This is a genomic window from Caldisphaera sp. (assembly GCF_049974385.1).
GTDB lineage: Archaea > Thermoproteota > Thermoprotei_A > Sulfolobales > Acidilobaceae > Caldisphaera.
Window position 1 is genome coordinate 12,830 of record NZ_JBMFIW010000008.1, and the last position, 21,875, is coordinate 34,704.

At 32.5% G+C, this 21,875-nt stretch carries 19 protein-coding genes, 1 tRNA gene and 2 pseudogenes; 6 read left to right on the forward strand and 16 right to left on the reverse strand.

The annotated features are described in order from the left end of the window. Positions 1-64: 64 nt before the first annotated feature. On the reverse strand, positions 65-1,507 hold the full coding sequence (locus ACP5GV_RS03155) for an RtcB family protein (RefSeq protein ID WP_428102209.1): 1,443 nt from the start codon (positions 1,505-1,507) through the stop codon (positions 65-67). Between the two features lie 138 nt (positions 1,508-1,645). Here ACP5GV_RS03155 and ACP5GV_RS03160 point away from each other — a divergent pair. The 3 genes from ACP5GV_RS03160 (at position 1,646) to ACP5GV_RS03170 (ending at position 3,413) form a co-directional block, all read left to right on the forward strand. Then, positions 1,646-1,719: transfer RNA gene (locus ACP5GV_RS03160), tRNA-His, on the forward strand. A gap of 93 nt (positions 1,720-1,812) precedes the next feature. Then, on the forward strand, positions 1,813-2,205 hold the full coding sequence (locus ACP5GV_RS03165) for a hypothetical protein (RefSeq protein ID WP_292319760.1): 393 nt from the start codon (positions 1,813-1,815) through the stop codon (positions 2,203-2,205). 95 nt (positions 2,206-2,300) lie between these two features. Continuing rightward, complete coding sequence (locus ACP5GV_RS03170) at positions 2,301-3,413, forward strand: saccharopine dehydrogenase family protein (protein WP_428090179.1); 1,113 nt, start codon at positions 2,301-2,303, stop codon at positions 3,411-3,413. Here the strand turns inward: ACP5GV_RS03170 and ACP5GV_RS03175 are convergent. From ACP5GV_RS03175 to ACP5GV_RS03210, 8 genes are all read right to left on the reverse strand, one after another. Beyond that, positions 3,406-5,580, reverse strand: coding sequence for a DEAD/DEAH box helicase (locus tag ACP5GV_RS03175; protein ID WP_428102211.1), 2,175 nt, complete (start codon positions 5,578-5,580; stop codon positions 3,406-3,408). The genes ACP5GV_RS03170 and ACP5GV_RS03175 overlap by 8 nt on opposite strands. A gap of 104 nt (positions 5,581-5,684) precedes the next feature. Continuing rightward, positions 5,685-7,778 (reverse strand): minichromosome maintenance protein MCM, encoded by a 2,094-nt coding sequence (mcm, locus tag ACP5GV_RS03180; RefSeq protein WP_292319766.1) that lies wholly within the window; start codon positions 7,776-7,778, stop codon positions 5,685-5,687. Beyond that, on the reverse strand, positions 7,771-8,337 hold the full coding sequence (locus ACP5GV_RS03185) for a GINS complex subunit Sld5 (RefSeq protein ID WP_428068677.1): 567 nt from the start codon (positions 8,335-8,337) through the stop codon (positions 7,771-7,773). Before ACP5GV_RS03185 ends, mcm begins: the two co-directional genes overlap by 8 nt. 57 nt (positions 8,338-8,394) lie before the next feature. Then, entirely contained in the window at positions 8,395-8,835 is a 441-nt protein-coding gene (moaC, locus tag ACP5GV_RS03190) for a cyclic pyranopterin monophosphate synthase MoaC (protein WP_428068675.1), read from the reverse strand. A 32-nt stretch (positions 8,836-8,867) separates the two neighbouring features. Next, complete coding sequence (locus tag ACP5GV_RS03195) at positions 8,868-9,131, reverse strand: ArsR family transcriptional regulator (RefSeq protein WP_292319769.1); 264 nt, start codon at positions 9,129-9,131, stop codon at positions 8,868-8,870. A gap of 9 nt (positions 9,132-9,140) precedes the next feature. Next, positions 9,141-10,376, reverse strand: a complete 1,236-nt coding sequence (locus tag ACP5GV_RS03200; protein WP_428068673.1) for a Cdc6/Cdc18 family protein — start codon at positions 10,374-10,376, stop codon at positions 9,141-9,143. A 115-nt stretch (positions 10,377-10,491) separates the two neighbouring features. Next, positions 10,492-11,007 carry a hypothetical protein gene (locus ACP5GV_RS03205; protein WP_428102213.1) on the reverse strand — a complete coding sequence of 172 codons (516 nt, stop codon included), beginning with the start codon at positions 11,005-11,007 and terminating at the stop codon, positions 10,492-10,494. Then, positions 10,968-11,639, reverse strand: a complete 672-nt coding sequence (locus tag ACP5GV_RS03210; protein WP_428068669.1) for an endonuclease III domain-containing protein — start codon at positions 11,637-11,639, stop codon at positions 10,968-10,970. The genes ACP5GV_RS03205 and ACP5GV_RS03210 overlap by 40 nt, the downstream gene beginning before the upstream one ends. Before the next feature lie 160 nt (positions 11,640-11,799). Here ACP5GV_RS03210 and ACP5GV_RS03215 point away from each other — a divergent pair, with 160 nt between their 5' ends. Then, positions 11,800-12,351: an archaemetzincin family Zn-dependent metalloprotease gene (locus tag ACP5GV_RS03215; protein ID WP_428102215.1), complete on the forward strand. Its 552-nt coding sequence runs from the start codon at positions 11,800-11,802 to the stop codon at positions 12,349-12,351. Here ACP5GV_RS03215 and ACP5GV_RS03220 read toward each other — a convergent pair. The 5 genes from ACP5GV_RS03220 to ACP5GV_RS03240 form a co-directional block, all read right to left on the reverse strand. Next, a complete protein-coding gene (locus ACP5GV_RS03220; RefSeq protein ID WP_292319779.1) occupies positions 12,341-12,826 on the reverse strand; it encodes an Lrp/AsnC family transcriptional regulator in 486 nt (161 codons plus the stop codon). The two genes, ACP5GV_RS03215 and ACP5GV_RS03220, sit on opposite strands and share 11 nt — an antisense overlap. A gap of 4 nt (positions 12,827-12,830) precedes the next feature. Next, positions 12,831-13,886 carry an NAD(P)-binding protein gene (locus ACP5GV_RS03225; RefSeq protein WP_428068666.1) on the reverse strand — a complete coding sequence of 352 codons (1,056 nt, stop codon included), beginning with the start codon at positions 13,884-13,886 and terminating at the stop codon, positions 12,831-12,833. Between the two features lie 79 nt (positions 13,887-13,965). Then, positions 13,966-14,655 (reverse strand): dolichol kinase, encoded by a 690-nt coding sequence (locus ACP5GV_RS03230; RefSeq protein ID WP_428102217.1) that lies wholly within the window; start codon positions 14,653-14,655, stop codon positions 13,966-13,968. A gap of 50 nt (positions 14,656-14,705) precedes the next feature. Further along, entirely contained in the window at positions 14,706-15,641 is a 936-nt protein-coding gene (locus tag ACP5GV_RS03235; RefSeq protein ID WP_428102219.1) for a prenyltransferase, read from the reverse strand. A gap of 23 nt (positions 15,642-15,664) precedes the next feature. Continuing rightward, positions 15,665-16,834: an MFS transporter gene (locus tag ACP5GV_RS03240; RefSeq protein ID WP_428102221.1), complete on the reverse strand. Its 1,170-nt coding sequence runs from the start codon at positions 16,832-16,834 to the stop codon at positions 15,665-15,667. 345 nt (positions 16,835-17,179) lie between these two features. On the opposite strand from ACP5GV_RS03240, the pseudogene tnpA reads away from it, so the two are divergent. After that, positions 17,180-17,472, forward strand: a pseudogene (gene tnpA, locus ACP5GV_RS03245) (IS200/IS605 family transposase). 93 nt (positions 17,473-17,565) lie between these two features. Here tnpA and ACP5GV_RS03250 read toward each other — a convergent pair. Both ACP5GV_RS03250 and acnA read right to left on the reverse strand, forming a co-directional pair. Further along, positions 17,566-17,754: pseudogene (locus ACP5GV_RS03250) on the reverse strand (RNA-guided endonuclease TnpB family protein); the annotation flags it as partial. A 321-nt stretch (positions 17,755-18,075) separates the two neighbouring features. Beyond that, entirely contained in the window at positions 18,076-20,763 is a 2,688-nt protein-coding gene (gene acnA / locus ACP5GV_RS03255; protein ID WP_428102259.1) for an aconitate hydratase AcnA, read from the reverse strand. A gap of 132 nt (positions 20,764-20,895) precedes the next feature. Here acnA and ACP5GV_RS03260 point away from each other — a divergent pair, with 132 nt between their 5' ends. Further along, on the forward strand, positions 20,896-21,873 hold the full coding sequence (locus tag ACP5GV_RS03260) for a replication factor C small subunit (protein WP_292319790.1): 978 nt from the start codon (positions 20,896-20,898) through the stop codon (positions 21,871-21,873). Positions 21,874-21,875: the final 2 nt, after the last annotated feature.

The following is a 21,875-nucleotide window of genomic DNA, read 5'->3' on the forward strand; positions in this document are numbered from 1 at the left end:
AAGCTTTACTTAAAAATAAAAATGATTTTCAATTATCTCTATACATAAAAGACCATAACCGGTTTTAACCTTTTGTTACGCCTATAGGTCTCATCCTAGCAACTAACTTAGCTATTCCTACAGAGGCTGCAGTTTCAGCTACATTGTCTACATTTTTATATGCCTCGGGCATTTCTTCAATTACGGTTGAAACATTACTTGCCTTTAAGTATATACCTTTCCTATTTAAATCATCAACAACATCTTTATAGCTTTTCTCCTTCTTAGCAGATGTCCTGCTGAGTTGTCTACCTGCCCCATGAGGTGCAGTAAACCATGATTTAACACCTGTGTCAATTCCAGCTAATATGTAACTTGCTGTTCCCATACTTCCTGGTATTAATACAGGTTGCCCATATTCTCTATATTTAGCAGGAATTTCAGGACTACCTGGAGGGAATGCCCTGGTTGCTCCTTTTCTATGAACTACCACTTTTTTCTTTTTGCCATCTATTTCGTACTCCTCTATTTTTGCTATATTATGGGCCACATCATAAACTAAATTCATTTCTAAGTTTTCTGGATCTGTATGAAATACGTGAGCGAAGCTTTCTCTAGTCCAATGCATTATAATTTGTCTATTGGCCCAAGCATAATTTGCTGCAGATGCCATAGCCTTTGAATAATCCTGTGCTTCTGGAGAATTATATGGTATGCTTGCAAGTTCCCTGTCCGGAGGTATTGTATTATATCTTCTCATAGCCCTTTCCATTATTTGCAAATAATCGCTTGCAACTTGATGTCCTAATCCTCTACTCCCTGTATGTATCATTATCGTAACCTGATTTTCAAATATACCATATGCTTTTGCAAGCCTTTCATCAAAAACTTTATCGACATACTGAACTTCCAAAAAATGATTTCCACTGCCTAATGTTCCAAGTTCATTAGACCCTCTTTTTCTTGCAGAATTACTTACCTTTGTAGCGTCAGCAAGCTTCCATGCACCGTTTTCTTCTATAAATTCGATATCTTTTTCCCATCCATAACCTTTTTCAACAGCCCATTTAGCCCCATAATTTAATACTTCTGTTAGTTCGTTATTTGTCAACTTTAGTTTTCCAGTACTTCCAAGACCGCTTGGAACATTTTCATAAATTAAATTGACAAGATCTTTAATCTTCGGCATTACATCTTTTAAAGTTAAATTTGTTTTTATCAATCTAACTCCACAATTTATATCATATCCGACTCCACCAGGGCTTATTACTCCTCCTTCATCGATAGCCATAGCTGCTACTCCTCCTATCGGGAAACCATAGCCCTGATGACCATCTGGCATAACCAAACTATACTTTTGTATACCTTGGAGGCATGCAACATTCATTGATTGCTTCAATGTTTGATCTTGTTTCATTTTTTCTATTAATATATCATCAGCATAAATTACTGATGGTACTCTCATACAACCATTTCTTTCTATAATCCATGTGTTGTTTGCTATTTTTCTGGGTTCTATTTCCTGCATTCTTATCACCACTAAATATAATCTAATTAAAGCTTTAGAACATTATTTTTTATTTTTTAATATATTAATTAAATTAAAGGAAAACAATTTAATAAACCTTGTTACCACATACAATTCCTGGGCCCGATCAGATTCATGGCCCGGATAGCTCAGCTGGTTAGAGCGCTCGGCTGTGGACCGAGAAGTCCCGGGTTCGAATCCCGGTCCGGGCCCTTTAAAAGGGTAAAAATAGAGAGCTTCATAATAAATCTATTCTCAACTCCTATTGAAAAATAAGTTTAATGGCTCTGACTGACTAATTAAAAATGGGTAAAAAGATGGGTGAAACTATAAATAAAGCGATTATAAAGGTTGTAATTAGGGTAGAGGATCTTTATCTTAAAATTCCATATTCCATAGAAAACGAATCTATGGAAAACAGTTTAGAAGAATTATCTTCACTATTACAGTATGATCAGAAAAAAGATTTTATAAGAAGGCCGTATAGTGGGCTTGATTACGAAGCTAAGCTTCTTTCAGACTTGAGTAAGGCATTAAGAATAAGAATGGAGTTAAATAAAACATTAAATGTATCTGGAATAGAATATTTCAGTAAAAGATTAGAGGAGTTTTTGGAAAAAGTTAGGTATTCATTAGGCTACAATCCCCATATACCATTGAACTTAAACGAAAGATCAAGGCCAAACATTAAAATATAACCTCTTTCTATTATAAATAATTAATGCCGACCAATGAAGTTAATAAGAGGGTCGACTGATATTTGATGATTGTTGGAACTGCTGAGGGTCGGTAAATGGTTAACATAGGTGTTTTGGGAATAGGAAATGTAGGAAAAAGAGCGGCCTTTTTATTAAAGAGAGAAGGGTTTAATGTAACCCTTTTTGATTATAACGAAGATATCTTGAAAAATACTGCAAAAGAACTTAACTTAAATTATAAAAAAGTTAATGCGTTAAACAAAAATGAAGTTATGTCATCATTGTCGAATATAGATCTTGTAGTAACGTCTCTACCAGGTAGCGTCGCACATAAAGCATTAAAAAACTTAGTGGAATCAGGGAAAAACGTTGTTGATGTCTCATTTTTCCCTGAAGACCCTTCTGATATTGGAGAAATTGCTGAAAAAGAAGGATTATCTGTTTTGCTAGATGCTGGTGTTGCACCTGGGTTATCAAACATGTTAATTTCTTATGCAAAAAATGAAATAGGAGAAATTAATAGAGGGGTAATCTATGTCGGAGGTATTACTGAAAAACCAGATCCTCCATTAGGAATAATAGCAAGCTGGAATACAATGGATCTAATAGATGAATATAGAAGAAAGGCCAGATTTATTTCAAATAGAAAAATTATGGAAATTGATCCGTTAAAGAGTGAGAAAGGAAAAATATATGTAAAAGGAGTAGGAGAACTTGAATATTTTCCAACTGACGGCTTAAGATCACTATTAAAAACTTTTAATAATTTAGAGTACTTAGTAGAATATACTCTAAGATGGCCAGGCCACATTGAATTTATGGAAGGACTTAATAAACTCGGATTTTTAGATCATAAAAAAATTAAAATGAACAACGCAGAAATTTATGCAGACGAATTTTTAAGCTATATTATTGCTAATTATAAACCAAATTTAAAAGATATTGTTGTATTAGTGGTAGAAGCGTTTACTCAAAATAAAGGAATAAGGTTCACTCAAATAACTAAACCCGAAAATGAGTTTACAGCTATGTCAAGAGTAACTGGGAGCTTTCTATCTTATTCAGCGATAGAATTTATAAAAGGGAAGATAAAGAGAAGTGGTTTAATATATCCCGAAGAACTCGGAGAAGAAAATATAGGTAAAGAGATTATAGAAATGATGGCCAATGATAGTATGAATATAAACAAAGAGATTATAGTTAAATAAAGCTGTCTAGACTCTCCTCATCGTTTCTCTTATATTCTTTACTCTCATCATTTCTATTAAAGTATTCTAATATTTTTGAAACGATTGATGGTCCTATACCATTAATTTTTAATAGATCCTTAGGATTAGCAGTTGCTAAATCAGCAAGACTCTTGTAACCAGAATTATAGAGCCTTCTTGCCCTCACACGACCTATTTCAGGTATAGATATCAGTTCAAATAGCTCTGGTTTAATTCCGCTCTCGATTCTTTTTTCCATTAACTTAAATTGTGCAACTACATCATTAGGAATACCAATAACTTCTAATATTTCTCCTAAGGATCTTGCTATCCACTTAGCATTATCAATTAAAGAAGCTATATCTCCAGGACCTATATTATAATTTTCTGTTATTTTGTCTTCTGGAACCTCATTTATCCAATCCTTTAACACAAACATTGTTTTAATAACTTCAATTTCCTCGGGACCCATCCATTCTACAATATCTACAAGCTCAGGGGCGTCCTCTAATACTCTATCCATTATTTTATCTTCTTCTGATTTACTTACTATAAAGGGATTTATATCAGGCATCGATGAAATAATATATAAAATTATAGTCTCGTTAAATTTCTTTACCTTGCCCAATATTCTTTTAAGAATTGGTATGCTTTCTGGATCTATATAAGTTTTTGACGTAACATAACCTAAATTTGTAGAAAATAGCTTGTTATTATCCTCCTGTATTAAACCCCAATCAATTAACTGCTTTATAGCAGTATTTAATAAACGTGAAATAGTTTTTTCTCCTCTTTGCATATAATATAAAGTTTTTTTATGTAAGTTTATTATGCTATCTTCATCATTAGAAATGCCTGATGCTATAGCCCCTAAAACTGAATGTCTTAGTCCTCTAAGTCCAGAAAGCTTACTTTCAAGTTTTTCCAAACTTCCATTTATGTATACTTGAATTAGTTCTTCTGAACTATCAGATTTTTTAGCAACTATTATTGCCTCGCCGTAAGGATCTAGACCAGGTCTTCCTGCTCTACCTGCCAGTTGTTTATATTCAGAAACTTTTATTGGAGATCTATAGCCTCTTTCATATCTATAATATTCATCTACTATAACTCTTCTTGCAGGCAAATTTACACCTGCTGCAAGAGTAGGAGTAGCAACTATTACTGATACAGCATTATTTGCAAAAGCTTCTTCCACGATGCTTCTTTGCTCATTCGAAAGCCCTGCATGGTGATAAGATACTCCATTTAAAATAAGCTGGGCTAATTCATCTCTTAGGCTCTTTGGCCCCCCTGTTGAAATTATTTTCTTTGCATATTTTTTTGCTAAAATTTTATCATAACTGTAATATTGATGATATGATGATGCCTTTTTAGCGAGTTGCACAACCCTTTTTCTTGATTGAGCAAAAATTAGAGATTGTCCTTTATTATTAGATGCATCTATAGCTAAATCTATACTAGGCTCTTTAGATATTATATCAATTTCTTTCTTTTTATTATCAGAGAACTCAATTATTCCATCTTTATAAACTCCTTCATAAAGTGGAACTGGCCTCCATGAGGAATAAACTAAATCAGCATTTAACCACTTAGCTATTTCATCAGCATTTGGTACAGTCGCACTTAATGCAACTACTTGTAAGTCTGGACTTTTATATAATATTTTTGATATTAAAGTTTCTAAAATTGGTCCTCTTTTTTCATCATCTACATAATGAACTTCATCTATAACAATACATCCAATTTGTTTCAAAATATCTGGAGAATTTCTTATAATAGAGTCAAGCCGTTCATAAGTTGTTATTAAAACATCTGCCTTTGGAGGACCTGCTTCATAGTCTCCAATACTAAGCCTTACTTTATATCCCATTTCTTCAATTTTTTTAAATTCTTTATATTTTTGAGATGCAATACTTCTTAATGGTGCAGTATATACCGCTCTTCTGTTTTCTCCTCTGCTTAAAGAATTTATTATAGCGTCTAATGCAACAAATGTTTTTCCTGAGGCAGTTGGAGATGCAATTAATAAGCTTTTTCCGTTTTCTAAATCTTTTTCTAAAGCTAACTTTTGTGGTGGATATAAAGTCTTGTATCCCATTATCTTCATTAAATCTGTTGTTATGCTATTCGTCAAGTTCAATCCCATAATTCTTTCTCTGTTCAAAGGTTTTAACTTAATATATGTTAAGCATTAAATAAAAACTGTTTCATAATGGTTCTATATAAATATTTGATTATAATAAAAGTAATTATTAAATAGACGACATATTATGCCGGCTTAAAGCAATTATTACGAGTCTCAATAATTAAGCCTTCTTTATGAACTTTTTGTATTGCCTCTATTACTTTATCCTTTTGTATTTTTTGAGTATTAACAATCTCATCAACTAAATCATCTAATTTAGCGCATGGCTTATCTTCAGTTAAACGCTTTAGTGTATCAACAACCAAACTCATTATTCTTCTTGAGTGAAAACTCGAGCCAGTAGTAATAATACCTATGTCGATCGTGTTTGATTCTATATCAAGACCGACGCTAGTCAAAAATGATATCGTTAACCTTATTGCTTCCTCAGCATCTTCTTCTGTGATTTCGTTCTTTAAAGAAACCTTAGCATGAGCTTCTGCTAACCTAACTATCGCCTCAAGTTGCCTTGCTGTTATAGGAACAGGTGTTTGGCCTCCTTCCTGATTTCCTGCACTTAATGCACTACCCCTCAAAGTAACAAAGAATGACTCTATTAAATCCTTAGCTTCTTCAGTAAGCTTTGGTTTAACATACCTCTTTGCATATATAACATATTTCTTTAACAATTGAGGATCTATTTCTGGGGTAAATTTATCATAATCGCTATGAACATCTAATATGTGCCTCGCAAGCCTTTGATCTCTTTCTTTATTCATTTCATCCCTAACAACAAAAATTAGATCAAACCTCGATAATATTGTTGGTGGCAAGGTAACATTATCGGGGAATGGCTTATTTATATCATACATGCCCCATTTTGGATTACCTGCTGCTAAAACGCTTGCTCTGGCGTTTAATCTAGCAACAATCCCTGCTTTGGATATACTTATTGTTTGCTGTTCCATAGCTTCATGTATAGATACTCTATCCTCGGGCCTCATTTTGTCAAATTCATCAATTATTGCTAGTCCTCCATCAGCTAAAACAAGAGCGCCAGCTTCTAAATAATATTCTCCAGTCCTTGAATCTTTAACTACTGTTGCAGTTAAACCTGCCGCTGTAGATCCCTTACCACTAGTAAAAACAGCTCTTGGAGCTACCCTTGCTGCAGATTGTAATAATTGACTTTTAGCTACACCTGGATCTCCTACAAACAATAAATGTATATCACCTCTTATTCTGGTACCATCTGCAGCTTGTTTAGGTATACCGCCGAATAGTTGTAATGCTATAGCTTCTTTAAGATCCCAATGACCATAAATTGTTGTACCAATACTTGATATTATTTTTTCTCTAATCCATGGATCTTTACTCAATTCTAATATTTTTTCTTCATCCTCTCTAGTTATACTTATTTCTTCCAAGACTTTTTCTGAAACCTTAACACTATTTGCTTCAATATAAATCTCAAACAGAGGACTTAATGAAGTAACTCCTGTCTGTTGTAGTTTAACAACACCAACTATCGTTACCCTATCTCCAGGTCTTGCTATATCTACTAAATCATCAATTAATTGAACAGGAGTACTTCTAGGCATCTGCCCGCCTGGTACATCTTCAGGTTTCTCTTGAACAGTTAACTCTTGCCAATCTATATATAATGATTTTCCTTTAATTAAAGTAAATTTACCCCCAGCTTCTCCGCATACTGGACAAATTGTAGGTTTTTCTATCTTATCCTCTATGTATTCATTCTCTTCAGAAGGCCAATAAAATTCTGCATTACATCCTTCTTTTTCATGCCTAAATGTAGCTTTAATCATTTTACTCCTGATCGGATGCATCCTTGTAATTATACCTTCAACTTGTATAAGCTTTCCTGCATGGCTAGTTCTAATTTCTCTTATTTTTATTGTATCAAATAAACCATAAACTCTTATATGGAATTTTCCTTTCTTTTCTGCATAGGAAGGATCCTCGCTAGAAACCAAATCTTTTAGTGCATCACCAAACTGTATTAAAATATCGTCTGGATTATCTACGAGGGCTTCTGCTAATGTAGTATTATATCTGTATAAATCAGGATAATCAATGTTTAGACTAGACATATCCATATTCATCATTCTGTGAATCCTTTCAACATATTTGAATATTCCTGTAGAATCTCTATAATTTCTTAAAAAATCCTTAAACTTATCTCCATAGCTTATTTGTTGAGATAGTTCTTTACTCATGATCTATCAACCCCTTTGATAAAGATAAAACATAGTTTCTCCATGAATTAATTATATCTTTAATCATGACATAAACCAAAACTTCCTCTGGCGTCATACGATCTTTTAAATCGTCCCCACTGGTTTGAGACAACCTTATTATCTTCAGTAGCCTATTTTCTGAGAGCTCAATAAAGTTCTTTTCGGCTACTTCTCTATCATTAATAAGCATATGCGTTGGCGTTTGGGCTATTGCACTATCAAGATTCTTTATTAAATTGCCAATTTTAATATAGAAATCTTGAGGCAAAGAAGTTAATTGATTAGGAGCCTGATTTCTTTTCTCCCTAAAATGATAAGTGTTTATGTAATTAATATCTACCTCCTCATCTTTTATATCAGCGACTCCAATACTTTTTAAATATTCCGCTTGCCACATAGGTAAATCAATTTCATCTCCTTTTTTTGCGTTTATTGTTCCATCTGGAAATGATATTATATAGTCTTTTTTCATCATAACCCTTTTTCTTCTTACTATTGAATCATAACTTAACAATTTTAGTCTTTTTTCAAATTTCAACTCCTGTACCCAATTTTTAATAGAAACTGAAACGTATAAGGAAGTTTGAGCTAATTTTTAAATTTCCTTCTTTATTTTATTTTCTACCTTTATGTTAGTAATTAAAGTATTAGGGTACAAACCATTTGAGTCTTTTTCATACTGCTTGCACATATCCCATACAGCTAATAATCCGGCAGTAACGCCTGCTAAAGCATCCATTTCTACCCCTGTTTCTGCCTTAGTTTTTACCTTTACAACTATCTTTACTTTATCCTTGTCATATGAAAAATTGACGCTTACCCCTGTTATTGGTAAGGGGTGAGCAAGAGGGATAATTTTGGATGCATCCTTTGCAGCCATAATTGCTGCAACTGAAGCAACAGCTTCTACATCTCCTTTTTCAATTTCTCTGTTTAATATTTTTTTAATTGTCTCTTCTCTTAATTTTATTTCTCCGCTAGCTATAGCTTCTCTATATATATTTGGTTTATTAGTAACATCTACCATTTGTGCCATTTTTCCACCAATTAAGTTTATATAGGCAAACCTTAAAGGTTTTCAATTTCTTTAAAGATCTCATACAATCCACTAATTTTAGGATCTCTTAGATCTATCATATAAATTCTAAGCCTTCCATATCTTTTTTCTTCTACTATACCCATTTCTTTAAGTTCCTCCATATTCTTAACTATAACATCGTGATGTAAACCTGTTAACTTAACAAGCCTAGATATATTTACTTGACCCTCTTTCATTAAAACTTTCAATATCCTAACTTTTCCTTTACTTGCCAAAACCTTTTCTATATCCATTTTTCCTCACTAATTTGGCCTCGGACTTCCCACTCTATCTAATAATATAGATTCTATTACTTCTTTCAACCTTTCTGCAGGAATATCTAATGACAACCTCATTATAGTTGTCTTGCCTCTAATACCTTTACCTGATATTCTTGTTTCGACCAATCCCATATTGCTAAGATTTTTTATGTACTCATAAAATTGTGTGTGTTTTCTAGGTTCTTCTCCATAATTGCGAGAAAGATGGAAATATTCCTCTTCTACTTCACCGCTTGTAAGCCAACCTCCTTTAGTTATTAGTAAATCAGAAATAGATTGTAATATTAGCAATTCATGAAGGCTTAGAGACCTTATTATATCTAGAGGTATATTGGAAACAGCATCTGCACTCAAGGCATCTCTAACGTGCTTTTCTTCTATTCTACTAGAGTTTTCCGCATCAGCTATCTCTGCTGCCATTCTTAAAGTCAATATTGCTTTTCTTGCACTTCCATCCCCTCCTTTTGTATCAGTATAGCCATAATAATCAGCTATCATATTCAAAATTTCCTGATCATATGCATTTTCATAAAGTCCTTCAATAGCTCTTTGCTCAATTATCGTCTTTAACTCCTCACTATTATATGGCCTCAAATAAACTCTAAATCCTATTTGGGATTCTACTTGAGGTATTCTTTCTTTCATATAAGTTAAAACTCTAAAGTCTTGAGAAACTAAAAGAAAATTGAGTCTATTTATATTATCTTTAGGAGGTATTTCTTCATAAACCCTTAAAAGCAAGTAAAGCTCGTCATCGCTAAGCTTTGTAGACATAAGTAATGATTGAAACTCATCTAATATAATTAATGCATACGCATCTTTTATATAAAGGAAATCTGATATAGCTTTTAAAACTTCAATAGTAGCATTGCCCCTGACTGGAATATTCATTTCTAGCTCTGAAACTATCCTAGAAAGTATCTGATGAAGACTTGGAGCTCCGTAAACATTTATGTAAACAGGCTTAAAGTTCATCCCTTTATCTTCTGCTTTTCTTAATAAAACTCTGGAGACATACTTTGCTAGCGTGGTCTTTCCTATTCCAACCTTACCTATAGACCCATAGACAACAGATACATCAGTAGAGCCTAAACCTTCTCCTAGCCTAGATAAATATCTCGAAATTAGAACGTTAGCCTCATTATCCCTAACTAGTAGAGTCGATGGTATATAAGTCTCATCAAACACAGCTCTATTTGCGAATATTTTTCCTGACATATTTAACCCCTTCCATAATATTACATTTGATAGTAGTTATCACTTTCAGTAACCTCTTTAACTAATCTCACTCTCGCAAGTGAAAGTATTTTTAAGAAATCTGATATACTTTTTGCTATATTTGATAAATAGTAATGCATGATGGTCCGCATTTCCTAATAATACCGCTAGCTGATATATAATGTTCCTCTATATTCTCTAAAACAAGAGCATAATTAGACTTTTTGGTTAATTTATAGCCTTGGCTAATAACTATATTAGAAATATCTTCTTCACTTACCTTGCCTTTCAATGGCTCTCTCAGATGAACAATAAGTTTTATGAAACCTTTAGGCAAACTTAATAAAGATTTTCTTACAACTAAATCTAAATCATTGCCACATTCCTTAACAGGTATAACCCTACTAATGAATGCATGGCTATACAAAGAAAAATTCTTTACCACATCATCTATTAAACCCTGTTCGAGATATATCAAATAAACGCCCTTATATTTTGATGGAACTATTGATGCGTGAGAATCTTTTTCAAATACTGTATCGCTAATTTCTTCAAATGCCCAGGATTGTTTATTTGGCAAGGAAACAGCTATTAAACTTGGGCAGACGGACATATCTCTTTCAGAAAACACTCCTTACACCTCGGATTTTTTGATTTACAATAACTTCTACCAAATGCGATCATTAATTTATGTGCATTTCCTGAAAGTTCACTACCAAAAAAATTTATGAGGGTATTTGATATATCTTTATAAGATTTACTATCAGTTAACCCCCATCTTCTCGCGATTCTTTTAATGTGAGTATCAACTGGAAAGACATTAAAACCTCTTAAAAATAATAGAAATACATCACTCGTTTTTTCACCGATGCCCGGTATTTCCATAAGTTCCTTTTTTAATTCTAACGGATCTTTTTCCATTAAATATTGCTCTCCCTTATCTTTTACAAATTTAGCAAGCTCAATTATAGACTTAGACTTCTGCCTAGGAAGACCCGCTACTCTTATAATTTCAGATAGTTCTTCTATACTTAGGTTCACTATCTTATTAATGTCCAACTTTGTTTTAGCATAAAGGTTGTTATACGCTTTTATTGCATTTTTATCCGTAGTGTTTTGACTTAATATGATAGAAACTAAGATTGAGAATGGACTTTTATTTATACCTGAAGCAACCATCGGAGAAAAATCGCTCTCATTTATTGTTAAATGCTTAGCAAGCATATTATATACTTCCTTTCCATTAGCTTTGATCTTATTCACAATATCACCATTTCGCATAGAGAGCTCTCGTTCATTGAGCATTAGCTCTCACTCGGTTTGCTTCAGCACATCTCAATTATCTATAACTTAGAGAACTTATTTATCTTTTTTAACAAGAGCATTAATATCTAAAATTCAAATTTATTAATGGGGAAATGTTATGAAAGAGATTAAAGTTATGATTCAACCAATTGGAGAGATTAACCTAGAAGAAGATTATTTGATTGAAAACATACCTTCGCATTTTCCATTTCCCATTAAATTATATCCATATTTATGGTCATTACAGCCCCCTTTTAGAGCATATAATATAAATAGAATGCAATATAATGCTGATGAAATAAACAGATACCTATATTCAAAATATGAAGAATTATTAAAAATGCCTGAATTTTATATATTAGGCATTGCTAGTTTTGATGCATATTATGATGATTTAAATTTTGTTTTTGGATTAGCAAGCAGAGAAATAAAAGTTGCATCCATTTATACGAAAAGATTGAAAACAAATGAATTATCGAAATATAATGAAAGATTACTAAAAGAAAGCATCCATGAACTCGGTCATTTATTTGGTTTAAATCATTGTAATTCATTTAACTGTGTCATGAATTTTAGTAATAAATTATCTGACGTTGATAATAAGAGCTTCAACTTTTGTGAAAAGTGCAAATTAAGTCTTACGTCATTTTATGAAAAAATTAATGCCTAGAATTTAACCAATAATCAAGAGCTCCTATAATATTTTCTCCTGATTTAAGAGTATTTAAAGACATCAAAGTATTTACCTCCACAATACCCGGGATTTTCATTATATTTTCTATCGCTTTCGATACTTCTCTTTGAGAAGGAGCTAGCATTTTTACCAAAAATTGATAAGAACCTGTAATTTCATGCATTTCTACTATATAATCCAAGTCAACTAATTCTTTTTTTATTTGAATTATGTTTTCTGCTCTAGCCTTTATTAATAAAAAAACTGTTATTGAGAGTCCAATCTTCAATGGATCAACTTTTATTGTAAACCCTTTTATAATTTCATTTTCTTCTAACTTTTTTATTCTTAAATATATCGTGGCTTCACTTAAATTTAGCTCTTTAGCAAGTTGTCTCCATGGTTTTCTGGAATCGCTTTCTAACGATTTTATAATTACTATATCTTTTTCATCTATATTACCCTGCCTCACTGCTCTAATCACCCATATAATTCATTAGTTTAAGCGCTAAATCAGGTCTTGATGCCAATGCTTTTATAATTTTAAGCTTGCTCATACCTCCTAAAGCAACCTCTGCATGAACTTCTGCAGGCATGCTAGACAACAATTCTTTTCTCCTTTCCCTATCCATTGACTTTACTCTCTCTAAAATCTTTCTTTGTATTTTAATTGAATTGGTTATCTTTAGTTTTGATAGGTGATTTTTAATGTCATATCCATTAATCATAGCATTAGCTATTTCAAAACCTGATATTAATGATGGTCTTATTCCTTCGCCAGTTAATGGCAAGACAAAACCAGCAGCTTCACCAATTTTAGGAAATTTATAATCGAAATCTAAGTTAACACCACCTACGGCTATTTCCGCTCCCTTAATTGGAGAAATTACCTTTGATCCTCTTAGATATTCATTATTCTCTATAAACTTGTTTAATAATTTAGTTAGTTCTTCCACATTTCTATATCCTCCAACACCAACTTCTATTTCATCTCCTGCTGGAAATATCCAATAATAACCTACAATATCTGTATCAAAAAATATGATTAATTTTTTCAATCCTTCTAAGCTTTTTGAACTAACAATTGTCTGAATAGCATTTATTTTTTCTCCGCTATAAAATGCAAAACCTCCTGCTATGATAGCGCTATTTATTTCCTTTATGTTACCATTTTCTTTTATGCTATTTTTAAGTGGATTAAATCCTGAGTTTTTTATTAACTCCGATCCTGATTCTATAATTAAAGATTCTAAGAAGTTTTCTTTATCTAGAATATATCCTTCTAAGAAGTTTTCTTTATCTAAAACAATAACATCATCAACATACATAGTTACTCCATTTATAGTTTGTACTATGTATTGTTTTTGTATTTTTATAGGTAGATCCTTAACAGATGGAATGCCAAGACCGCATGGTTTCATAGCTAATCTTTTATTAGCTTCATAAACTTTTACTTTATAACCATTTTTAGATAGCATATAAGCTGCAGCAGCTCCTGCTGGTCCAGACCCAATTATACTATATTCTTGCAATCTTTTCTCCCATTAGCGATAGTCTAAGGCAAAAATATAATTCTTTTATATAGACATACATATTTAACCTTAGTAAAATTTAAATCATTAAAATTTTTGTTAATTGAGGAAAAAATATTACAGAAACCAATAAAGTAACTAAAGAAACTAAAGGTACTGTTATATTATCATCAACTTTGTTCCACCTCTCTACTAAGGTCGCCAAAACAGCTGCAATAATTCCTGCTAATCCAAACTTTAAACCAATAGCAACACTTACAATTAACATTCCAACACTTCCTTCCCAACCTTTAACTCTCTTCTTATATCTTATATTTCTTATTATACCCGTTATTCCATCGCCCCAAGACATCATTAATGCAGGTACTACACCAAGCCAAAAACTTCTATCTATGAACCAAGTTATGAAAATAACTATTCCCCACATTAAAGCAAAATGAACTTCATATTCGTTTTCGGGATCTTGAAACCAATACATTAGCTTTCCTGATCTATGTAATGAATATGTTAATATGGATATTAATAAGGCCATTATTAATGGATACAAAGGTTCTTCAAAAGTAAATGGCAACAAAAAAGCAACTAAACCTCCAGCCAAAATATGGATTACCTTTCTTGCAAAGTATTTTGCTGAATGGTCGCTCCATCCTTTTTTTAATGCGAAATTATATGTTAATTTTGCCAAATAAACTGTTACAAAAATAACCCAAATCATTAATATGATTGCCATTAATGTATCATGAACTATTTCCATGTATGTTATCAACATATATTTTCACGGTATAATATAATTTGTTTCTAGCTTAAAAACATTTTTTATTACATTATTTTCAAATATTTTGTTATAATCATAGACGCAACTACTATTATTAATATTATTAACTTAAACCAAAATGGGTGCTTCCAAAGCCTTTTTATTTCATTGCTTTTATTTTTTATTTCATTTTCGCTAATACTAAATAATGGTCTTACTATCTTTACAGTTCTATATAACAATAGTAGGGAAATTAGAGATATTAATGGAATATAGTTTAATATCGAAGAGATCACCAAAGATAAATACATAACTAGTATACCGGCTAAAATAGCATATTTAGTTTTATTCAACCCTATTTTTAATACAAGAGTTTTCTTATTTGCCTCTTTGCTGGCTTCTAGCATTAAAATGCTTGATGCTATTAAAATCAAATATGTGTCAGCTCCATTTATTACACCAACAATCAAAGGATACAAAGGCATAATAGATCCCGTTTGAACCACAAAAGATCCCCATACTACTAATGGACCCATTATAATACCAGCGATTATTTCTCCCAAACCTCTATAAACTAGCTTAAACGGAGGCTCTGTATATGCTATACCTAAAAATATCCCTATTATACCTATGATTAATACAGAAACACCAACCATTAAGGCCAAGTAAATTCCGGCAAATAATGCAAATGAAATTAAAGAATATCCAAGAACTTTTACATGCGATGGTTTTAATTTATAATCTATAATTGGATTAGCTCTATGAGCAATCCCTAACTCTCTGTAAATAATATCCGTCTTATAAACAAACTCTCTGTAATCGTGAGTTAAATTAATTCCGGCCTGAGCGAACAAAATACCTAATAATGTTATTATATAAAAAAGCCAATTTATTTTACCATTATGATACCAAGCAAGAGCTGTTCCTAGAGTTACTGAAGAAAATGCACTTATCAAAGTTAATGGTGAAAAAGATAAAAACCAAAGCTTTATTTTATTCATATTTCGCCACATCTGATATAATTTTAGACTATGTTATTTTTGATTAGCTTGGGTATTAGCAGTGAAAAAATAACCCCATATAATGGTGGAAAGGCGAGTATGAACATAACCATTCTAAAATCAAAGTAAAATCCTATTTCTAATGCCAAAATTGATGACCATATATGAAATGAAGATCCTATTAGAGCAAATTCCCATGTTCCTTTTGCTACTAATTTTTCTGGATATAAATATCTAGGTATTGAATATATGAAAGGTACGGCAAAAGCTTCCATATTTATTAATAATATAGCCAATGTTAATATCATATATTTAGGTTCGTCATACCAAATTATTAAAAACCCTATAAAACTTAATAGATAACTCAATGCAACTACCTTAACCATATTATTTAAGGACTTAGAATAATACATTATTATACCCCCGATAACTGTAAAAAGTGCACCACTATAACCAAATGTCTGCATAGCCAAAGTTATGTTATTTGGACTGTACATGGAAATATATTGAGGCAATACTATACTTAAAACCAAATTTCCTCCAGTTATTGTTGCCCATAACAAACCCATAAGCCATGTTCTTCCATACCTATAGGTAGTTCCAGGAATTTCATCTTTTAATTTATTCATAACAAATATATTTTTTCTTATCAGCAAAATATATAATATTGATGAGACTAAAGATAGTAACGAAAACAAAGTAAAGATAGTAATAGGATTCTCTTTTGTCAAAATATATGCAGAAGTGCCTATTGCTACTCCTGCAGGTATACCTGAAATTGATACTGCCGAAGCTAAATTTCTCGTTGTGATTTTATCATATAAAAAAGAATAAACATTTGAAAATACCTCCATATATATGGTTACCATCCCCTGTAAAAACCTAAAAATCATTAATTCAACAAAATTCTTAACAAAAGGCATCAATGCTATGGTTAATGATATCGATATAGTAATTCCCAATAGAGAAGTTGACAAATTTCTATAGAATTTGAGATATCTACCTATTATCTTACCTATTGGCATTCCCACAAAATAAATTATATTTCCCCATAATATCAATGATTGCACGCTAACATTTAACTTTAAACTAAAATAACCAACAAACAGTACAAATGTTGACAATGATGTGGTCATAATAGCTGCTGAAATAAAACCAGCTAATGGTAACAATATTTTATTTTGACCAGACATTGCATATACCTCCCATTATTTTAGTTAATGACATTTTTACTCCCTAACTAGTGGTTAATTTCATGTTAAAAAATATATAGCAGATATAAAAATTTGACACTTATGATGTTATGTATAGCTGATATCATCGGTACAAAATTACTTTTACAAAATGAACGACAAGCCTCGCCCCTACAAGGGGCAAGGTAAAGCTTTTAAGCTATGAACACTTTAAAGTATTATAAGACTGAGTTGGAGTACAAGTCAACAAGGCACACAAAATACCTGTGCAACTACCATTTCGTGTGGATTCCTAAGTATTGCAGAGACCTGTTGGTCTGAGAAGTTGCTGAATACGCTAAAGAGGTGCTAAAATCGATAGCTGAGAAGTTGGGATGTGAAATAATAGCCCTAGAAGTGATGCCAGACCATATTCACCTCTTCGTTAACTGCCCTCCTAGATACTCACCGTCGTACCTAGCGAACTACTTCAAGGGAAAATCAGCTAGGCTAGCTTTGAAGAAATTCCCAGAGCTGAAAAATACACCAGAAAACTCTGGGCTAGAAATTACTTCGTGTCAACCGCTGGTAATGTATCAAGTGAGACTATAAAGAAGTACATTGAAGAACAGTGGATGAAAGAGGGTGAAAAGGGCTAACGTAGTTAAACTCGTCGTAGACAAGAACACCCACGAGAAGCTCAAGGAACTAGCAGAACTAACTGCCAAATGTTGGAATGAGGGGTTTGGGCTTCATTGAATTTTCATGAATTTATATCCAATTCTCAGCCCTTGGGCTTCACCAGGGTCACGGGATAACCCGTTACCCCTCCGCCCCTTTAGCGGGATAACCCCAACCCACACCTGCGGTATTTCACGGATGTGGGGAAACCCGCACATCTTGAGGAATATGTTGAGGGACGCATTCAATTGCCTATCCAAGTTTATAACCCACCAATAAAACTTTAAAACCCCTGCTTATAACATCTTTAGTGGGAGGTAAATGGGCATGAAAAAAGAAAATATTAAAAATATTAAAGAAGAAATCAGCGAGGAAGATAAATGGTATATGGAATGGTATATGATATTAAAGGATACACCTTTCCATGGAGCGCCAGGAGGTTAGTATCATTTTCATATAAATTCTTAATAAAGTGTCTGCTTTTTTACATCAATTACAAATTTTGCCTTCCAATTGATAATAAAAAATAAAATATTATGGCAATTATAAAAAATATTTATGCTTAATGCTTATTATTAAAATTATCTTAATCCCTTATGAATTTTCCTTAAAACATAATGCAATATACCACCATTCTTATAATATTCCACTTCTATTGGTGTATCTAATCTAACCTTTGCTTTAAATTCAATGACCTTTCCATTTTCTTTCTTAGCTTTAACTGTTAATAATTTTTTAGGAACTAAACCATTTTCTATACCTATGATATCATATATTTCGCTTCCATCTAATCCTAGTTCATCGGGTCCTTCATTAGGCATGAATTCTAATGGCAATATACCCATACCAACCAAGTTGCTTCTATGAATTCTCTCATATGATTTAGCTATAACCGCCTTTACTCCTAATAGATACGGTCCTTTAGCCGCCCAATCTCTACTGCTCCCCATTCCATATTGGTTCCTTCCTATAACTATAACTGGTATTTTTTCTTGCTTATATTTAACAGAAGCATCAAATATATGCATTATCTCTTTTGTTGGCCAATATATGGTATATCCACCTTCTTTATCTTTTACTAATAAATTTTTGAATTTGGGATTATCAAATGTACATCTCATCATAACTTCGTGATTACCTCTTCTACTTCCGCATGAATTCAGTTCATTTGGTTTAACTCCTAACGATAACAAATATTGACCAGCTTTTGAATTAGGATTTATATTACCTGCTGGGCTTATATGATCAGTTGTAGTTCTATCTGGTGCGTAAACCAGCACTCTAGCATTCTTAATATCATGCAAATCTTCTACGTTTTCTTTTAGCCCTTCAAAAAATGGAGGTTTCTTTATATAAGTACTATTTTTATCCCACTCATATGTTTCACTTTCTTTTACTTCAAGTTTATTCCATGCATCAGTTCCTTCAAATATATCACTATACTTCTCTTGATATACTTTTGGATCTAGTGCTACCTCCATAGCTTTCCTTACTTCATCACTATTAGGCCATATATCTTTTAAATATACTGCCTCGCCATTAGGATCATATCCTACAGGCTCTTTATCAAAGTCTATATCAATTCTTCCAGCTAATGCATAAGCAACTACTAATGGAGGACTGGCTAGAAAAGCTCCACTTGCTAAAGGATGTACTCTACCTGAAAAGTTCCTGTTGCCGCTTAGCACAGCTGCTGCATATAGTCCTTCTTTTCTTAGAGTTTCTTCGATTTCTTTCCTTATCGGACCAGTATTTCCTATGCATACAGTACAACCATAACCAGTTATGTGGAAACCTAAAGCTTCTAAATAAGGCAATAAGTTTAACTTTGTTAGATATTCTGTAACCACCCTGCTACCAGGAGCATTGCTTGTTTTTACCCATGGCTTGACTTTAAGTCCTTTTTCAACTGCTTTTTTGGCAACTAACCCAGCAGCAATCATAACACTTGGATTGCTTGTATTTGTACAGCTAGTTATCGCAGCTATAATTAGACTACCATCTTTTAATTCAACTAAATCATTTCCTAACTTTAATGTAACAGACTTGGGCTCTCTTTTCTTTTCACTTAAATATTTGCTTATTAAACCATTCAAGACTTCTTTTGCTTCTTTTAATGGAATTCTATCTTCAGGATTTGCAGGTCCAGCAATTGATGGCTCAACTTCTCCTAAATTTATTACAACTACGTCGCTATATTTTGGTTCACTGCTAGGATCATACCATAATCCTAATAACTTAGCTGCTTCAACTACAAATTCAACGTGCTTAGGATCTCTTCCTGAGCCTAACAAATATTGAACGGTTGCATCATCTATAGGGAAATACCCCATAGTAGCGCCATATTCAGGTGCCATGTTAGCCAATGTTGCTCTATCTGGCACGCTCAGCTTTTTAATGCCTTCTCCATAAAATTCTACAAATTTTCCTACAACACCTTTCTTCCTAAGTTTTTCTGTTATATATAAAACCAAGTCTGTTGTAGTTACTCCCTCTTTTAATTCACCTATTAGTTTTACCCCTACTACTTCAGGTATGAGCATATAGTAAGGTTGACCTAATATTACTGCTTCTGCTTCTATACCACCTACCCCCCAACCTAATATGCCCAAGCCATTTATCATCGTCGTATGGCTATCTGTTCCTAAAACACTGTCTGGATACGCTGTAAGTCCTCTTTTTGATTCGCCAAGCCATATTACTTTAGCTAAATATTCTAAATTAACTTGATGTATTATACCTTTTCCTGGAGGAACAACTCTAAAATTCTTAAATGATTTTTGAGCCCACTTTAAAAGCTTATATCTTTCTGAATTTCTTTCAAACTCCTTTTCCATATTCTTTTGCAATGCTATAGAAGTTCCATAATAATCTACTTGCACACTATGATCTATAATTAAATCAACTGGAATTTGCGGATTAACTAGCTTTGGATCGTTTCCTAGATCTTTAAATGCATCTCTCATAGTTGCTAAATCAACAACGGCCGGTACCCCTGTAAAGTCTTGCATGACAACCCTAGTTGGATGTAAAGGAATCTCTTCTTTACCAGCATTTTTATCCCAGTTTAATATATTTTTCACATCCTCATCTCTTACAACAAAACCATCATAATTTCTTATTATATTTTCTATTAAAATCCTCATAGAATATGGTATTTCTTTTAATTTTCCTAATCCGAGTTCATCTATCTTATTTAAGTTTATTATGGAAGCTTTCCCTAAATATGTATCAATGCTTTCAAATAATTTGTCTATAGTTTCCTTCATTGCCATTTCTGGCACCCAATTAATTTGTAAAATATGAGTTATTAAAGCGTGATATATTAATTTTATATAACTTTTATAACAAAGAGTGTTTAATTTAAATTTCTGGAGATACATCTTATATACGGTGAAAAAATGAGTTCAGTTACAGAACTTCTATGGACAGAAAAATATAGACCAAGATCTTTAAAGGATATAATAAATCAACAAGATATAACAGCCAGGCTTATGAAATTTGTTAATGAAAAAAATATGCCCCATTTACTTTTTGCAGGCCCGCCAGGAACTGGTAAAACCACTGCAGCACATGCATTGGCTCATGATTTATATGGAGATGCCTATCAACAGTTTATGCTAGAGTTAAATGCAAGCGACGAAAGAGGTATAGATACCATAAGAGAAAAAGTAAAAGAATTTGCTAGAAGCAAAACACCACCAGATATTCCATTTAAAATTATATTATTGGATGAAGCAGATAATATGACTAGTGATGCACAACAAGCTTTAAGAAGGCTTATGGAACTATATAGCGCTTCAACAAGGTTCATTTTGGCAGCCAATTATCCATCAAAAATTATAGATGCTATACAAAGCAGATGTGCTTTTTTCAGGTTTACGTCTTTAAAAAAAGAAGATGTTGTAAATCGTCTTAAATATATAGCTGATAAAGAAAAAATTGATTACGAAGAAGAGGCATTAGATATAATATTTGAAATATCTGAAGGAGATATGAGAAAGGCTATAAATGTTTTACAGGCATCAGCTTATTTGGGCAAGGTATCTTCAGATCTTGTATTTAAAGTAGTTGGTATGGCTAGGCCAAAAGATGTTAGAGATATGATAGAAACTGCATTAAAAGGGAATTTTATTGAAGCAAGAGAATTATTAAGGAAAGTAATGATAGAATATGGTTTAAGCGGTGAAGATGTTGTAAGACAAATACATAGAGAAATAATGGGATCAGATATAAAGATAAGCGAAGAGTTAAGGGTTTTAATCGCTGATTATCTTGGAGAAGTTCATTTTAGAATTGCTGAAGGTAGTGATGAAGATATTCAGCTCAGCGCATTTTTAGCATGGCTTTCTATGATGGGTAAAAAGTTGGGTGCCTAAAT

What these genes read in the sequence shown, in the direction of transcription:
- ACP5GV_RS03155 (WP_428102209.1), bottom strand. Translation starts at nt 1,507, where the DNA reads ATGCAGGAAATAGAACCCAGAAAAATAGCAAACAACACATGGATTATA.
- ACP5GV_RS03165 (WP_292319760.1), top strand. Translation starts at nt 1,813, where the DNA reads ATGGGTAAAAAGATGGGTGAAACTATAAATAAAGCGATTATAAAGGTT.
- ACP5GV_RS03170 (WP_428090179.1), top strand. Translation starts at nt 2,301, where the DNA reads ATGGTTAACATAGGTGTTTTGGGAATAGGAAATGTAGGAAAAAGAGCG.
- mcm (WP_292319766.1), bottom strand. Translation starts at nt 7,778, where the DNA reads ATGAGTAAAGAACTATCTCAACAAATAAGCTATGGAGATAAGTTTAAG.
- moaC (WP_428068675.1), bottom strand. Translation starts at nt 8,835, where the DNA reads ATGGCACAAATGGTAGATGTTACTAATAAACCAAATATATATAGAGAA.
- ACP5GV_RS03195 (WP_292319769.1), bottom strand. Translation starts at nt 9,131, where the DNA reads ATGGATATAGAAAAGGTTTTGGCAAGTAAAGGAAAAGTTAGGATATTG.
- ACP5GV_RS03200 (WP_428068673.1), bottom strand. Translation starts at nt 10,376, where the DNA reads ATGTCAGGAAAAATATTCGCAAATAGAGCTGTGTTTGATGAGACTTAT.
- ACP5GV_RS03215 (WP_428102215.1), top strand. Translation starts at nt 11,800, where the DNA reads ATGAAAGAGATTAAAGTTATGATTCAACCAATTGGAGAGATTAACCTA.
- ACP5GV_RS03230 (WP_428102217.1), bottom strand. Translation starts at nt 14,655, where the DNA reads ATGTTGATAACATACATGGAAATAGTTCATGATACATTAATGGCAATC.
- ACP5GV_RS03235 (WP_428102219.1), bottom strand. Translation starts at nt 15,641, where the DNA reads ATGAATAAAATAAAGCTTTGGTTTTTATCTTTTTCACCATTAACTTTG.
- ACP5GV_RS03240 (WP_428102221.1), bottom strand. Translation starts at nt 16,834, where the DNA reads ATGTCTGGTCAAAATAAAATATTGTTACCATTAGCTGGTTTTATTTCA.
- acnA (WP_428102259.1), bottom strand. Translation starts at nt 20,763, where the DNA reads ATGAAGGAAACTATAGACAAATTATTTGAAAGCATTGATACATATTTA.
- ACP5GV_RS03260 (WP_292319790.1), top strand. Translation starts at nt 20,896, where the DNA reads ATGAGTTCAGTTACAGAACTTCTATGGACAGAAAAATATAGACCAAGA.